This window comes from Halorubrum xinjiangense (assembly GCF_049604745.1).
In the GTDB taxonomy this organism is placed as follows: domain Archaea; phylum Halobacteriota; class Halobacteria; order Halobacteriales; family Haloferacaceae; genus Halorubrum; species Halorubrum xinjiangense_A.
On the sequence record NZ_CP187140.1, the window covers coordinates 1,313,593 to 1,329,117 of the forward strand.

Annotated in this window: 14 protein-coding genes; 10 read left to right on the forward strand and 4 right to left on the reverse strand. The window is 68.4% G+C overall.

What is annotated here, in order from left to right; translation table 11 throughout:
- The first annotated feature begins 60 nt into the window (after positions 1–60).
- From ACOZ35_RS07735 to ACOZ35_RS07745, 3 genes are all read left to right on the forward strand, one after another.
- Positions 61–1,044: an NOG1 family protein gene (locus ACOZ35_RS07735; protein ID WP_424015805.1), complete on the forward strand. Its 984-nt coding sequence runs from the start codon at positions 61–63 to the stop codon at positions 1,042–1,044.
- A gap of 646 nt (positions 1,045–1,690) precedes the next feature.
- A complete protein-coding gene (locus ACOZ35_RS07740) occupies positions 1,691–2,128 on the forward strand; it encodes a hypothetical protein (protein WP_424015806.1) in 438 nt (145 codons plus the stop codon).
- A complete protein-coding gene (locus ACOZ35_RS07745) occupies positions 2,125–3,054 on the forward strand; it encodes a hypothetical protein (RefSeq protein ID WP_424015807.1) in 930 nt (309 codons plus the stop codon). The genes ACOZ35_RS07740 and ACOZ35_RS07745 overlap by 4 nt, the downstream gene beginning before the upstream one ends.
- Positions 3,055–3,218: 164 nt before the next feature.
- Here ACOZ35_RS07745 and ACOZ35_RS07750 read toward each other — a convergent pair whose 3' ends face one another.
- The 3 genes from ACOZ35_RS07750 to ACOZ35_RS07760 form a co-directional block, all read right to left on the reverse strand.
- A complete protein-coding gene (locus tag ACOZ35_RS07750) occupies positions 3,219–3,965 on the reverse strand; it encodes an SIMPL domain-containing protein (protein WP_424015808.1) in 747 nt (248 codons plus the stop codon).
- A gap of 59 nt (positions 3,966–4,024) precedes the next feature.
- Complete coding sequence (locus tag ACOZ35_RS07755) at positions 4,025–6,355, reverse strand: formate/nitrite transporter family protein (protein ID WP_424015809.1); 2,331 nt, start codon at positions 6,353–6,355, stop codon at positions 4,025–4,027.
- A gap of 103 nt (positions 6,356–6,458) precedes the next feature.
- Complete coding sequence (locus ACOZ35_RS07760) at positions 6,459–7,733, reverse strand: TIGR00341 family protein (protein WP_424016048.1); 1,275 nt, start codon at positions 7,731–7,733, stop codon at positions 6,459–6,461.
- Positions 7,734–7,858: 125 nt separating this feature from the next.
- Here ACOZ35_RS07760 and ACOZ35_RS07765 point away from each other — a divergent pair, with 125 nt between their 5' ends.
- From ACOZ35_RS07765 to ACOZ35_RS07790, 6 genes are all read left to right on the forward strand, one after another.
- Positions 7,859–8,107, forward strand: coding sequence for a hypothetical protein (locus tag ACOZ35_RS07765; protein ID WP_424015810.1), 249 nt, complete (start codon positions 7,859–7,861; stop codon positions 8,105–8,107).
- A 160-nt stretch (positions 8,108–8,267) separates the two neighbouring features.
- The gene (locus ACOZ35_RS07770) at positions 8,268–9,149 is read left to right on the forward strand and encodes a homoserine kinase (protein WP_424015811.1); all 882 of its coding nucleotides are present in this window, start codon (positions 8,268–8,270) and stop codon (positions 9,147–9,149) included.
- A gap of 206 nt (positions 9,150–9,355) precedes the next feature.
- On the forward strand, positions 9,356–10,405 hold the full coding sequence (locus ACOZ35_RS07775; protein WP_424016049.1) for a metal ABC transporter substrate-binding protein: 1,050 nt from the start codon (positions 9,356–9,358) through the stop codon (positions 10,403–10,405).
- Positions 10,402–11,304 (forward strand): metal ABC transporter ATP-binding protein, encoded by a 903-nt coding sequence (locus tag ACOZ35_RS07780; RefSeq protein ID WP_424015812.1) that lies wholly within the window; start codon positions 10,402–10,404, stop codon positions 11,302–11,304. Before ACOZ35_RS07775 ends, ACOZ35_RS07780 begins: the two co-directional genes overlap by 4 nt.
- The gene (locus ACOZ35_RS07785; RefSeq protein ID WP_424015813.1) at positions 11,301–12,419 is read left to right on the forward strand and encodes a metal ABC transporter permease; all 1,119 of its coding nucleotides are present in this window, start codon (positions 11,301–11,303) and stop codon (positions 12,417–12,419) included. Before ACOZ35_RS07780 ends, ACOZ35_RS07785 begins: the two co-directional genes overlap by 4 nt.
- Complete coding sequence (locus ACOZ35_RS07790) at positions 12,416–13,225, forward strand: metal-dependent transcriptional regulator (RefSeq protein WP_424015814.1); 810 nt, start codon at positions 12,416–12,418, stop codon at positions 13,223–13,225. The genes ACOZ35_RS07785 and ACOZ35_RS07790 overlap by 4 nt, the downstream gene beginning before the upstream one ends.
- Before the next feature lie 51 nt (positions 13,226–13,276).
- On the opposite strand, the gene ACOZ35_RS07795 is transcribed toward ACOZ35_RS07790, so the two are convergent.
- Positions 13,277–14,953 carry an HTTM domain-containing protein gene (locus ACOZ35_RS07795; RefSeq protein WP_424016050.1) on the reverse strand — a complete coding sequence of 559 codons (1,677 nt, stop codon included), beginning with the start codon at positions 14,951–14,953 and terminating at the stop codon, positions 13,277–13,279.
- A gap of 155 nt (positions 14,954–15,108) precedes the next feature.
- On the opposite strand from ACOZ35_RS07795, the gene ACOZ35_RS07800 reads away from it, so the two are divergent.
- Positions 15,109–15,525, forward strand: a complete 417-nt coding sequence (locus ACOZ35_RS07800) for a thiol-disulfide oxidoreductase DCC family protein (protein WP_424015815.1) — start codon at positions 15,109–15,111, stop codon at positions 15,523–15,525.

The following is a 15,525-nucleotide window of genomic DNA, read 5'->3' on the forward strand; positions in this document are numbered from 1 at the left end:
TGTCGCGGCGGTCCGCGAACGGACGCTCTTATACGCGTCGGCGGCGAAACTCGGATAACAATGATATTTGAGGGCCTCCCGACGACTCCGCGCGCGGAGGAACTCGTCGACAAGGCGTTCTCGCGGGCGGCGCGGGCCGGGCGCGCGAAGCGCGGCCACGACGCCCAAGAGTCGATGCTCCGGACCGCCGGCAACGTGCTCTCGGACAACTTGGAGAACGTCGTCACCTCGTGGCCCGACTTCGGCTTCGACGTCGACCCGTTCTACTACGAGCTCGCCGACGCCATCGTCGACGTTGACCGCCTCCGGCAGGCGCTTTCGCAGGTGATGTGGGCCAGCCGGCAGATCGAGGACCTCCGCGACGAGTACACGACGAAGATCCGCAATTCCGACGTCGACACCGCGCGGAAACACCGCAAGCAGGCGTTCGCGCGCATGGCGGACGTGATGGACCAGATCGAAGACGACCTGCGCTACATCGGCGACTCGCGCGACCAGCTGAAGGTCCTCCCGGAGATCAACCCCGACGAGCCCGCCATCGTCGTCGCCGGCTACCCGAACGTCGGGAAGTCCTCGTTCGTCAACCGCGTCACCCGCGCGTCCAACCAGATCGCGGAGTACCCGTTCACGACGAAGGGCGTCCAGATCGGCCACTTCGACCGGAACCACGTTCGCTACCAGATCGTCGACACCCCCGGACTGCTCGACCGCCCGGAAGACGAGCGCAACGACATCGAGCGGCAGGCGGTGAGCGCCCTCGAACACCTCGCGGACGCCGTCGTCTTCGTCATCGACCCCTCCGGCGACTGCGGCTACCCCCTCGACGTCCAGCTGGAGCTGCGCGAGGAGGTCCGTGAGCTGTTCGGATCCGACGTGCCGCTGCTCACCGTGGCGAACAAACACGACCGCTTCGAGGCGGTGAAAGCGGAGTCCGTCGACGCGACGATGAGCGTTACGGAAGACGAGAACGTCGAGGACGTCCTCGACATGGCGGTCGACGCGGTCGGCTACGAGCCCGACCTCCCCACCCGCGACGGCGAGTAGTCACGGGAGTGGGTATCGCAGATCGGCGGCCGCGATGTGGTATTTAAACATCCGCGAGCAACAGCGACGAGCGCTTATAAATAGAGGGTGCGGTGGCGCGCCTGCGAGCGGCCGCTAGGCCGCGAGCCAGCCCGCGAGGGAGTCGGCCGACCGGAGCGAAGCGGAGGGAGGCCGACGAGGCTGGGGAGGTGTGAGGTGCGGTGCTGTGCGGTGCGGGGTGGGACTCAAAGGGGCAGCCGCGAGGCGGACGCAGGCGTTCACGAGAGCGGAGCTCTCGTGAGCCAATCAGAACGCGAAGCGTTCTGATGACGACGTAAGCACCGCAGGGAGCGAACGGAGTGAGCGACCGAGGAGCGTGGTTCGAGAGAGCGGAGCTCTCTCGTCATCACGAGACGCCTTCGGCGTCTCGAACGACAGCGAGCGTGCGTCCGCCTCGCGGCTGGGGCTTTGGAGGCCGTCATCTCAGCAGCGTCAGTCACTTATAAACAGCCGCCGACAACGCCGCGATTCTACTTATAAATGGCCTCGCTCACAACGTACTACACTCACTCCCGCAATCAATCATCGTAACGTCCGACAGTGGTTAATTTTCTCGCTCAAAAATCTATACAAAAAGCCTATGGCCCTGTCGAGTTTGAGTGACAGTATGCCTTCCAGACGCACACTTCTCGCAACAGGGGGAGCCGCGCTTGCCACGGCGCTTGCTGGGTGTTCGCTAGCGCCGAGTGAGCCCTCAACAGATTCGTATCCGGCAAGCCCCCCAAACATGTTCTTTTCGTTTGACTGGAACTCCGAACGTTCGACGCTCACAGTCCGGTTCGATCGCGGAAATCGTCTCACAACCAGCAACACGGAGCGGGTAGCTGTTGTCTCAGAGAATGACGACGAGACGGAAACCGTGTGGATCGGCCCCGAAGAAACGAACCCGGTGGCGGCGTTTCCACTCACTCCCAAATCGACCGTAGTCCACGAGCTCTCGACCCCGGCAGAGACTGTGATTCACTGGACGCCGGCCGGCGAGTCGTCGTTGTTGCCGATCAATGTGTGGTATCCAGCGGATGAAACGGGGGGGGCTACCGAATGAACCGCCGCCAGTTCCTTGCTGGGGCCGCCACGACCGTCGTCGGCACCGGCGGTGGATACGCTGGGATCCGAATAGCTGATATCCGTCCGTACGACCCAGAGCTTCCGACGGGCGACTCACCGCGTGAGCGCATCATCGCGGCAGCGGAACATCGCCACGCGGCCGATCACCGGGCGATCACTCGGGTGCGGGTCCTCGACGACTGGACCGGTGAAGCGCCGTACGACCTCGACGTGTTCCGACGGTGGTACCAGCACTCGCGCCGCCGCCAACTCCGAGCACTAACAACATATACCGCACCGATGGCCCGCAGCCACCCGATTCGTGAGGAACTCAGTACTGAGATGTTCCCACATGAAAATTATCTTGAATTAGCACATTCAGCTCGGATACTCGGGAACACGGAGAACCTTCCGTTAACCACTGTTCACTACTTCACCGACGGGAAACAAGTCTATGACTTTGATGCGCCAGTCCCTGAAGACGGTACGGTTCGTGTCTCGGATGCGCACGCCACTCCCAACAGCCTCGGTTATGCTGACGATGCTACTCGGCTCGATTTTGTCCGTCCGCACCACACCGACTGGACGGAAACAGACGAATCGGCCGAGACCGTCACCTACCGCGTTGCGGGTCCGGATGCATACGCGCAGGTCGTTCCGCTCCGACGTACTCGCGAGTTGGAACTTGACGACTGCTGGATCGAGGTGACGCTCAGTCGTGAAACAGGCCGGCTTCGGCAGATCGTCGATCATCGTGACCTGAGGATTGCTGTAGAGGAAGCGGCCGGTCAGTCGCTGACATTTCGGATTGAGACGGAGTTCGACCAGTATGGAGAGACAACAGCTCGCCGGCCAGCAGGTAACATTGAACAAGACCTCGAGACTCGTCTGAATGGACTGAGACATGATTTACTGATCTACTGAACCCACGCACCGATCTCTATCACTTCTTTGAGCTCTGTCTATCGTCGAGAAAAGATACCCGGTCCGTGGCCGAGTCGCGCGCTGTATTCAGCACGCCTCTGAGAACGTAGCACGGGTTGGGGATTTCAACAGCACCCCGAGATCGATGCGTCCCCGTTCGGCCGTCAGGCCGGAACCGCTTCGTAGACGACGTTCACCGAGACGCGCACGCTGACGTCGCCCGTCTCGACCGACGTCGAGGCGCCCGCGTCGCCGCCGCCGGCCGCCGCGTCGTAGCTCTCCCTGACGTACGGCTGCGACCCCGACTCGCTCGTCGACACCTCGTAGACGCCGACGACCTCCAGGTCGCTCGCGTTCGCGAGCGCGGCCGCGTCGGCGTCGGCGTTCGACATGGCCGTCGCGATCGCCTCCTCGCGCACTTCGCGTTCGGTCTCCTCGCTCAGCCCGAACTGGATCCGCTGGACCCGGTCGGCGCCCGCGTCGATCGCGACATCGATGACCTCGCCGACCGCGTCGACGTCGTCGAGCTCGATCGCGTACCGGTGGACGCCCTCGTACCGCGTCCGGTTCGGGTCGTCGCGCGTCTCGTAGCTCTCCCGGACATCGTACTCCTCGGTCCGGATGTTGTCGTCGCTGAGTCCCCACTCCGTCAGGGCCGACCGCAGTTCGTCGTCGCCGGCGTCGAGCTCGTCGCGCACCGCCTCGGCGTCGGAGCCGGTCGCCGTGACCGCCACGCTGAGCGTGGCGCGGTCGGGCGCCGACGTCGCCTCGCCCGCGGCCGTCACTTCGATGCTCCGTTCCAGTTGCGCCTCGTCGCCGTCGGTCGGCGTCGCGGTGCCCGCGAGCCCCGAGCAGCCGGCCAGCGCAACGAGCGCCGCGATGCCGATGAGTGCCGTCAGTCGCCTGTTCATATCCGCCCGATCGATCGCGGACGCCTATAAAACGCCGATAGCGCAAAGAGCCGCTTTCCCTATCGCGCGTCGTCGCGGTCGGCGGCGTCCTCGTCATCCGCCTCGTCTGCGACCTCCTCGTCCGCCTCGTCTGCGGCCTCATCGTCCGCCTCGTCTGCGGCCTCCTCGTCCGCCTCGTCGTGGTCCGCGATGAACGTGTCGTTGAGGTGCGGCTGCTCGTCGACCGCGCCGTCGTCACCGGCCGCCTCGTCGTCGCCAGCCGCCTCGCCTTCGTCACCGACGCGCTCGTCGTCGCCAGCCGCCTCGTCGTCGCCGGCGGCCTCATCGTCGCCGGCCGCCTCGTCGTCACCATTCTCGTCCGCGTCGTCGAGAGCGGCGTCGACGGCCGCGTCCGCGGCGTCGCCCGATCCCGCGGCACCGCCCGCGTCGACGCCGTCGGATCCCCCGTTCCCGCGGGCGTCGTCGCCGCGGTCGGGTTCGCGGGTCTCGCCGGCCCGCACGTCGGTCCCCTCGGACTGCTCCCGGTCGCGCTCGACGCCAGACGACATGTCGGTCGCCCGGCGGCCGGAGCCGAACAGCCGCTCGCGCAGCGACCGGCTGCTGGGGCGCTCGGTGAGCAGCACCGAGGCGTCGACGTCGTGGATCACGTCGAGGTGCAGCGAGTTCGAGACGAGTCGGGAGAGCAGCCCCTTCTCGGTGGCGCCGATGATGACGAGGGTCTTGTCGAGGGCGGCGTCGCAGATGCCCGCCTCCACGTCGCCGCCGTCGTCGACAACGAGCTCCGCGTCCTCGAGGCCGTGTTCCTCGGCCCAGTTCGCGAGGAACAGCTCGCCTTCTCCCCTGTTCTCGGGCCCGTCGACCACGTGGAGCAGCGTCACGTCGGCGTCGGTGGTGTCGGAGAGCACCTTCGCGACCTCCGCGCTCAGGTCCGAGTCCGGACCGCCGGAGGTCGGGATGAGGATCCGCGAGGTGTCCAGCTCGTGCTCGTTGAGGATGAGGAAGTCACAGGGGAGCTGGTTGGTGAGCTCGTCGATGGGGCGCTCGGCGCGGGCGGCGCTCCACAGCTGGTCTTCGCCCCAGCCCATCAGCACCGCGTCCGGACGGGTCCGACGGGCCATGTTGAACACTTCCTCGAACGAGCGGTGGGAGACGACCGTGGAGGTCGACACGTCGACGTCGTACTCTGCCGCGGTGGACCGGAGGTTCGCCATCCCCTCCGCGGAGACGTCCGCGATGCGACGCCCGGCGTCGCCGGAGGACAGCGACATGCGCTCGGGCGCCTGAACGACGTGGACGATGTGGACGACGCCGTCCTCGTGGCTGCTCGCGAGCCGCGCCGCCAGCTCGACGATCGGACCGTCCGTCCGGGGGTTCGTGATCGGCACCATGATCCGGTACCCCTCGCCCGCGAACAGCGTCGCCTCGGTGGCGTCCAGGATGGGGACGTACGAGCGGCCGGCCGCGCGGCCGAACACCCACTCGGGGACCGTCAGGCGACGGCTGACGCCCTCGAAGCGCGCCTCTTCGAGCCGCTCCTCGCTGGTCTGGAAGTAGTTGACGAGCGTGACCAAGACGACGCCGCCGATAGTGTTCCCGAGCAACACCGGGATCACGAAGCCAACCATCCCGGAGTAGAGGCTGATCTCGGCGCCGTACAGCGGAATGTTGTACTCGAAGAACAGGTAGAGGACCTCGGTGAAGGAGACGACCACGTGGAACAGGTCGCCGAGCGGGATCGCGAGGAACGCGAGGTAGACGACGAGCATCCGGCTCACGGAGTCGGTGGAGGCGAAGCCGACCCACACGACCCCGGCGACGACGAGCCCCGCCATCGCAGCCTTGAAGAACAGCGGCACGGTGCCGACGCTGAACCCGCCCTCGGAGATGTACCGCGCCGCCTCGACGGTGTCGCCCGTGAAGACGCCGCCGTACGACAGCACGAGCGCGCCGATCCCGCCGCCGACGAAGTTGCCCGCGAGCACGATCGTCCAGTGGCGGAGGAGCGTGGGGAGGCTCGCGAGTCGTTCGAGGGTCAGCGCCACCGGCGGCAGCGTGTTCTCGGTGTACAGCTGGTAGCCGCCGATGATGATGTAGATGAACCCGAGCGGGTACAGCAGTACGCTCAGGATGGGATGGGAGTCGGTTGACGCCGTCAGCGACGCGTACAGCATGAACGTGATCGTGATCGCCAGCCCGGCGGCGAGCCCGCTGAAGAACAGCTCGCGGCTCCCCGAGGTCACCTCCTCGTCCGCGGCCGCGATGATCCGCTGGAACACCTCGTCCGAGGAGAACCGGTCCCGGACGGCCTCGCCGACCGCGGGCGCGCCGCTCCGGGACCGCTCGACGACCTCCCGCATCGAATCGTCGTCGGGTTGCTCTGAGTCCGTCACTGGCGGAGGCCACGACGGCCCGGTAAAAATCACTTGCTCTTCCGGTCACGCGGAGAAAACCGAGCGAGCGGCTGGCGATCGAGGGGACCCGCCAGCGGGGCGCTCAGGCCCGTTCGACCGTCACCGTGCGGACCTCGACGGCGACCTCGCTGTCGACGACCGCCTCGATCCGGTCGTCGAGTACGGGCGCGATGCCCTCGACGGTCCCGCCCGGTGGCACGCCGACCGTGATCACGACCCGCTCGGTCTCGAGCGGCGGAACCGTCCCGCTTCGGTCGACCGTCAGTTCGAGGAGCTCGAACTCGGAGTCCAGCGCCGTCAGCTCGTCGCTCGCGGCGGCGCGGATGTCCGCTTCGGTGGTCGACGCGACGTACGACTCGTAGGTGACGCCGCCGAGGAACACCGAGAGGAGCGCGATGGCGACCGCCAGCACGGCCGCCCGCTTCAGAACCGCCGAGCGGGCCTCGTTTTCCCGGAACCAGCGCTGGGGCCGGTACCCCTCGTACCACAGCATAATGAGCGCGGAGAGGTTGATCGAGAGGACGTTCACCGCGACGATGACGCCCGCGCCGATCACGAGCCGCGGGATCCGGAAGGCGAGACCGATCCCGACCGCGGCCGCGGGCGGAATGAGCGCCACCGCGATCATCACGCCGACCAGCGTCGCGGAGACGCCGGTCATCAGCGAGACGATGCCCGCGACGCCGGCGCCGACCGCAACGACCAAGACGAGGACGTTCGGCGCGAGCCGCTCCGACACCTCCGCGAGCTCGAGCGGATCGAGCCCCGGCGGGACCAACGCGAGCGTACGCAGCGCGAACGCGAACAGGGTCGCCGCGAGTATCGCGACCGCGACGCCCAGTATCTGCATCCGCACGCCGCGCCGGAACAGCGCCTCGTCGTCGACGACGGTGCCGACCGCGGCCGACATCGCGGGCCCGATGAGCGGCGCGATCACCATCGACCCGACCACGGTCGCGGGGGAGTCGAGCAGGAGCCCCGCGGTGGCGATCACCGCCGAGATGACCGTCATCAACACGTACGTCCCGAGGTCCGAGGCGAGGCCCTCCGCCTTCGCCTGAAGCTCCTCGCGCGAGATGTGGTGGCCGCCGTGGTCGGCGTCCTCCTCGTACTCCTCTTGGAGCGCCTCGAACCGCCGTGAGATGACCGTCTCGGCCGCGACGATGACGGTGTAGGTGCTCTCGTCGATCCCCACCTCCCGCAGCCGGTCGAGGACCGGCTCCACGGCGGCCGTCGGGAGCGGGAACGTCGCGACCGCGGTGTACTCCCGGCCGCTCGTCTCGTCGGTGACGACGTAATCGACCCCCTCGTCGTCGAGCGCGCGGACGACCGCCGCCCGCTTGCCCGCCGGAATCATGACCTGAACGAGTCGCACGGTCGCCGGTCGGACCGACGACCCTTATAGTATCGGCACGCGGTGAGCGCCCCGGGCCACGAGAAACGGAACTTTAATGCGCGAATCGCTCGCACCTCCAGCCAAGAATGATCTCGCCGCTGGTCATCGACACGTTCCTGCTCAACTACCACCTCGGGCACATCATCCTGTTCGGGCTCCTCGTGTCGCTTCTGGGGGCAGCGCCGCTGAAGTCCCAGAAGGTCATCGCGTCGATTCTGGCCGTCTTCGGGGTCATCTTCCTGATGGCGCCGTACACGACGATGCCGCCGACGTTCATCCTCCTCGGCATCCCGCTCGTCTTAGTCGGTACGCTGCTGTGGACGATGGCCCGCTGACTCGGCCGAACGACGCCAAACGGAGCGCCCGACCGAACTGCCCTCGACGCGTCCCCTCCTCTCTCTCTCCCTCTCACTCTCCCTCCGCCGACCGCGACCGGCCCCGCCGTCGTTCTGTTCGATCCCGCTCCTTTTTGCCCCCCGGGAGACACTCCCCGCCATGGTAACGGTACGGGCCCCCGCGACGAGCGCGAACCTCGGGAGCGGCTTCGACGTGTTCGGGGCGGCGCTCTCGCGGCCGGCGGACGTCGTCACCGTCGAGAAGGCGGCCGAGACGACGATAGAGGTCACGGGCGTCGGCGCGCAGTACATCCCGGAGGACCCAGAGAAGAACACCGTGGGCGCCGTCGTCGAGGCGCTCGACGCGCCCGCGCGCATCCACATCGACAAGGGCGTGCGCCCGGCCTCCGGGCTCGGCTCCTCGGCCGCGAGCGCCGCGGGCGCCGCGGTCGCACTCAACCGGCTGTACGACCGGGGCCTCTCCCGAGAGGAGCTGGTCCCGATCGCCGCCGAGGGCGAGGCCGTCGTCTCCGGGGTCGCGCACGCTGACAACGTCGCCCCCTCGATCCTCGGCGGGTTCACCGTGACGACCGCCGAGGGGACCCGATCCGTCGACGCCGCGATCCCCCTCGTCGTCTGCCTCCCCGACGTGGCGGTCTCGACCCGCGACGCGCGCCGGGTCGTCCCCGAGAGCGCCTCGATGGAGGAGCTGGTCGAGACGGTCGGCAACGCGGCGACGCTCGCGATCGGCATGTGCCGCTCGGACCCCGACCTCGTCGGCCTCGGTATGAACGACTCCGTGGTAACGCCCGAGCGCGCCCGCCTGATCACCGGCTACGACGACGTCCGCGAGCGCGCCTTCGACGCGGGCGCGACCGGCGTCACCGTCAGCGGCGCCGGCCCCGCGGTGATCGCGGCCTGCCGCGAGCGCGACCGCCGCGACGTCGCCGCCGGGATGCTCGACGCCTTCGCCGGCGCCGGGATCGAGGCGCGCGCGTATCAGACGCAGATCGGCCGCGGGTCGACCGTTCTCGAGGAGTGAGCGGGCGGCGAGAGGGGTCGGTCAGCGGCAAAGCGTTTCTCACGGAGTGAGCGGCGCCGGGCGGCCGGCGGCACCACAGACCGAGTACCGACCAGTGACGACGCTAGGCGGAAGTCATATATGAGCCGACCAACCTTAGATTTAGATGAGTCAAAAAATTGGATGTGACTTCTATTATGCCCACCCAACGCGACGACGACCGAGTTGTGACGCGACGTGACGCGGTGCGCGCGGGGGCGGCGACGGCGCTGGCCTCCGTCGCCGGCTGTACGTCGCTCCCGGGCGCGCCAGTCGGGGCCGGCCAGGCCGAAAGCGACGACGAGGGACCGGTCGTCGTGGCCTCCTTCTTCAGCTTCTACGACTTCGGCCGCAAGGTCGCGGAGGGGACCCCGCTGACCGTCGAGAACCTCGTGCCGACGGGGCTCCACGGCCACGGCTGGGAGCCGAACGCGAGCATCACCCGGCGGATCATCGAGGCGGACGCGTTCGTCCACGTCGGAGAGGACTTCCAGCCGTGGGCCGACCGCGCCATTCAGACGCTCGAGGCCGACGGCGCGGACACCGCGCTGATAAACGCCCGGGAGGGGGTCGAGCTCGTGGACCTCGCGGCGTCGCTCGACCGCGAGGAGGAGGGCGTCGGCGCCGAGCGCGGGAAGGACCCGCACTTCTGGCTGGACCCGCGGCGCGCGAAGCGGTCGGTCGACAACATCGCCGAGGGGTTCGCGGCGGTGGCGCCGGACCACGCGGACCAGTTCCGCGAGAACGCGGACCGGTACAAAAGCGAGGTGCTCGACCGCATCGACGCGGACTACCAGGCGATCTTCGACCGCTCGGACCGCGATGTGGTCCAGCTGGCCGCACACAACGCCTTCCAGTACATCGGAGTGCGGTACGGCGTCCGGATGCGCCCGCTGGTGACCAGCCTCGCGGCGAGCGGGGACGTCAAGCCCGCGGATATCCGCGAGGCGACGCGGGTCATCCGCGAGAACGACATCCGGTACATCGCCAACGGCGTCTTCGAGTCGCAGCGACCGGCCGAGCAGCTCGTCCGGGAGACCGCCGTCGAGGCCTACTTCCCCGTCACGCCGTACGCCGGGGTCCGCGACGAGTGGGTCGCGGAGGACTGGGGGTACGAGGAGATCGCGTACAACATCAACATGCCGACCTTCGAGATCGTCCTCGGGAACGAGACGCCGGAGGCCGCGGCGCCGACCGACAGCTGGGTCGACGAGTGGCGGAACTTCGAACCGATATGAGCGCGAACGACGCGGACCACGCGACCGTCACGGGAAGCACAGCGCGCGAGACCGAGACCGCCGTCCCCGAGGCAGACGGCCCGATCGTCGACCTCTCCGGCGTCACCTTCGGCTACACGGCGACGCCGGTCGTCGAGGACGTGTCGCTGACGGTCGAGCCCGGCGAGTACGTCGCCGTCGTGGGGCCGAACGGCTCCGGGAAGTCGACGCTGATGCGGCTCATGCTCGGGCTGCTCGGTCCCGACACCGGGACGGCCCGGCTGTTCGGCGAGGACGCCGCTGGGTTCAACGACGGCGAGCGCGTCGGCTACGTCGCCCAGCGGGCCACCGCCGCGGAGGACATGCCCATCACCGTCCGCGAGGTCGTGAAGATGGGCCGGTTCCCGTACCTCGGCCTCGACCGGGTGACCGACGGCGCGCTCGCCGACGAGTTCGCCGCCGACCCCCTCCGCACGGCGCGGCGGACCGCCAACGTCGTCTCGGGACGGCTCACCGCCGCCGACTGGGAGATCGTCGACGACGCCCTCGCGACCGTCGGGATGAGCGCGTTCGACGACCGGCGCATCGGGCGGCTCTCCGGCGGCCAGCGCCAGCGGGTGTTCATCGCCCGGGCGCTGGCCGGCGAGGCCGACCTGCTGATCTTAGACGAGCCGACCGTCGGCGTCGACGCCGAGTCCGTCGACGCGTTCTACGACCTGCTCGGCGCGCTCAACGACGCGGGCATCACCGTGGTCCTCATCGAGCACGACCTCGGCGCGGTCGTCGAGCACGCCGACCGCGTCGTCTGTCTCAACCGCGAGGTGTATTTCGACGGCCCGACCGACGAGTTCGTCGAGAGCGACGCCTTAGCGCGGGCGTTCGGAACCGAGGCGCGCTTCCTGACGCGGGGTGACGAATGAGCGACCCGCTGACCGCCGCGGTCCTCGCGTGGCTCCTCGCCGGGGTCGACGGGTCGCTGACTCTCGCCGGGGTCGACGGGTCGGCGGCGGTGGCGCTTCAGGGCGGCTTCACCGCCGTCGGGGACGCCCTCTTCGCCGCCCTGCGCTGGGTGTTGGCGCAGTGGTACTGGCTGATGGACTGGGTGTACTACGGCACCGGACTGGAGATGCTGAACCCCCGCTACCGGTACATGCACCGCGCGCTCCTCGTCGGGCTCTGCGTCGGCGTGATGGCGCCGCTCATCGGGACCTTCCTCGTCCACCGGCAGCTCGCGCTGATCGGGGACGCGCTGGCGCACACCGCCTTCGCCGGGGTCGCGGTCGGGCTCTTCCTCAACGCGGTCATCGATCTCGGGGTGTCGCCGTACCTCACCGCCGTCATCGTGGCGATGATCGCCGCGCTGTTCATCGAGCTCATCTCCGAGACGACGGACGCGTACAACGACGTCTCGATGGCGATCGTCCTCTCGACGGGGTTCGCGCTGGGGACGACGCTCATCAGCCTCAACGCCGGCGGGCTCGCAGTCGGGGTGAACCAGTTCCTCTTCGGGAGCCTCTCGACGGTGTCGCCGCAGAGCGCCGGAATCCTGCTGGTGCTTTTCGTCGTCATCGTCGGAACGGTGGCGGTGACCCGGAACCAGCTCCTCTACGTGACCTTCGACGAGACCGCGGCCGCCGTCTCCGGGATCCCCGTCAACTGGTACAACCGCGTGATGGTGATGTTGACGGCGATGGTCGTCGTCGGCGCGATGCAGATCATGGGCGTCATCCTCGTCGCGGCGATGCTGGTCGTGCCCGTGGCGGGCGCGACGCAGGTGTCGCGCAGCTTCACCGAGTCGCTCGTCGTCTCGGTGGTCCTCGCCGAGCTCGCGGTCCTCCTCGGCATCGGCGTCGCCTACTACGGCGGCGTCACCGCCGGCGGGATCATCGTGCTCATCGCCGTGGGGATCTACGTCTGCGCGGTCGGGATCGGGAAGCTCCAGTCGGCCCGCGGCGAGCAAGCGGCCAGCGAGATGGAGGGGATCGAGATCGACGGCGTCGACGTCGGCGGCGGAACCGGGGGTGACCGACGGTGACGGGCAACGAGCGCGAGGCCGACTCCGGCGATAGACGCGAGGCCGACGACGACTCCGGCGACGCCGGTGACGGGGCCGCGATCGACATCGGTGCCGACGACTCCGGCCCGAGGGCGTCGGCGGACGTCATCAGCGCGGTGATGGAAGACTACATCAAGTCGATCTACGCCATCGAGCGCGACACCGGGGAGCGGGCCTCGACCTCCGCGCTCGCCGACTACCTCGACGTCACCGCGCCGACCGTCTCCTCGATGATCAAGAAGCTGGAGGAGCGCGGGCTGGTCGACCGGCGGGAGTACAAGGGCGTCACGCTCACCGACGAGGGCGAGGTCGTGGCGCTCGAGATCCTCAGACACCACCGGCTCTTAGAGGCGTTCCTGACCGAGCAGCTCGATTACAGCTGGGTGGACGTCCACGACGAGGCCGACCGACTCGAACACCACGTCTCCGAGAAGCTGAGCGGGCGCATCGCCGAGGCGCTCGGGAACCCGCCCGTCGACCCGCACGGCGACCCGATTCCGGACGCCGACCTCTCGCTCCCGGAAGCGAGCGAGACCGTCCGGCTCGTCGACGCCGACGAGGGGGACCGCGCGATCGTCCAACGGATCCGCCATCAGGGGGACGCCGAGCTGCGCTACCTCTCCGACGCCGGCGTCCGGCCGGGCGCCGAACTCGTCGTCTTCGACGTCGCGCCGTTCGGCATGGTCACCGTCGAGACGCCGGCGGCCGACCAGAGCCTCCCGGCGGAGATCGCGCGGCTCATCGAGGTCGAAATCGCCGTCGACGGTGACGGCGACGCGTCCTGACGCCGGTCTCGATCGGTAGCGACGCCCCCCGAGCGCGCTCGGCCGCCCGGCTCACTCGTTCTGAACGAACTCGCCCGAGCAGTCGTACTCGATCAGCTCGAACTCGTTCGCGGCCTGGACGCTCCCGTTGTAGGGGTCGGTTCGCTCGTACAGCTGGTAGACGGTGACGTTCTCGACGGCCGTCTCGTGGGTGCGGTTCCAGTTCCCGCAGAGGTAGTTCGCGAGGTACGAGCGGTGATTCTCGTTGTCGGCGCCGTAGACGTTCTTGAGGTACTTCCGCCAGCGCGAGGTCGGATAGGCGGTCTCCGCGCGCGCCGGTCTGTCGAAGGTGACCGCCGCGTCCCGCAGTACGTCCCGCTCGGTCCCGTCTTCGAGCGTCCCGACCGCGACGTACCACCGCGTCGTGCGGATCGGATCCGGCGCGAACATCTGCCACGACTGATCCATCTCGGCGGCGTCCAGGGCGTCGTCGGCGGGCTCCGGGACCTCGGCGTAGCCGACCGACGCCGCGCTCGACAGGAGGATCAACACGAGGAAGACGTAGGGCAGGATCGTCGAGAAGAGGACGCGTCCACGGGCGAGACCCGCAGCGAAGTCCCGGTCACGGAGCCCCTCCAGCCGCTCCGACGCGGCCGGTCGCGGGAGCGACGCGCCGGCCGAGAGCGCTGTCCTCGCCAGGGATTCGAAACGGGCCCGCCAGCGCGCGAGCGGCGTCGCCCAGTTCAGGCGGTCGGCGGCGCGCTCTAAGGCGTCCCAGACGGGCGTCTGGAGGAACGGGATGAACCCGATGACGACGATGGGGAAGAGGCCGACCCGGATCGTGACCGCCATCCCGAGGTGCATCCCGACGAACAGCGAGGCGAGCGCGGCCCGCGGAATCCCGGTGAGCAGGAGCAACAGCGGCGACGCGAACAACAGGGCGACCCACAGGAGCGTGAACACCCGCAGGAGTCCGGTGAACTCGGCGAGGTAGTTACCGAGGAGGTAGGTGAACTGGTCGGCCTGCATGATGTACGCGACCGCCTCGCCGCCCATCCAGAGGTCGCTCTCGTACTTGTGGACGGCGTTGGTCAGGTACATCACCAGTACCTGTACCAGGACCGCCATCGTGGCGACGCTCGCCACGGCGGTCCCGCTCGGCCCCCGCGTCGCGGAACCGCCGTCGCCGCCCGTCGCAGAGCCGCCGTCGTCGGTGGCGGCGCCATCGGACTCTGCGCCGGTTCCCCGGTCCGCCCGCTTGACGGCGTCGACCGACCAGCGCGCGCCGAGCGGGAGGAAGACGCTCCAGAAGAGCAGCATGCGAAGCAGGCTGTCGCCCGAGTTCAACACCATCGGGTTCCGGGCGTGAAGCGACACCAGCAGCACCCACGAGACGAGCGTCACGAGTCGCGTTCGGTACCCGACGATCAGCGCGAGCGCGAGGGCACCCGCGACCGCGAACGACAGGGCCGCCGCCCACGGCTCGCCGGAGAGCGCGTGCAGCGAGTGGCTCGTCGAGTAATCCGTGAGGAACGCACGGAGCGGCAGCACCCCGTAGTCGGTGTAGAAGGCGGTCAGCGATCGCGAGCGCAGGAGCAGGTCGACGATCACCAGCGTTCCGAGCCCGATCCGGAAGGCGGCGAGCGCGCGCAGGTCGACCGAGACCCGCGCGGCGACCGCGGCCGCGAGCCGCCCGACTGCGGCGGTGACCCGCGACCGCACGTCCGGGGCGGAGGGGTTTCCAGCCATGCTCTTTTGATCCAACTTGTTGGAGACACCGAGGGACCGGCATAAGTTTTCCGTGAGACGGCACTGCCGTTCGTGTCTCTCGGCCCCCACCGCGAGACACGAATCGGCTCCCACCGGAATCCTGAACTGCGACGGCCGCGTACACACAGAAGGTGATGGACGAGGACATCCCGGAGGACGCCGCGATCGTACTCTTCGACGGCGTCTGTAACCTCTGTAGCGGGTTCGTACAGTTCGTCTTCCCCCGCGACCCGGAGGGCAAGTACCGGTTCGCCTCGCTCCAGTCCGACGTGGGACAGGCTCTCTTGGCCGAACACGACCTCGCGACCGAGGAGTTGGACTCGATCGTCCTGATCGAGGACGGCGAGAGCTACGTGAAGTCGTCGGCGATCATCCAGATCGCGACGGGGCTCGGCGGTCGCTACCGGCTGCTCTCGCCGTTCCGGTACGTGCCCAAGGCGGTCCGCGACCGCGTGTACGACTTCGTCGCCGACAACCGGTACCGCTGGTTCGGGAAGAAGGACCGGTGTATGATGCCCTCGGGCGACGTGGAATCGCGGTTCCTGGAGTAG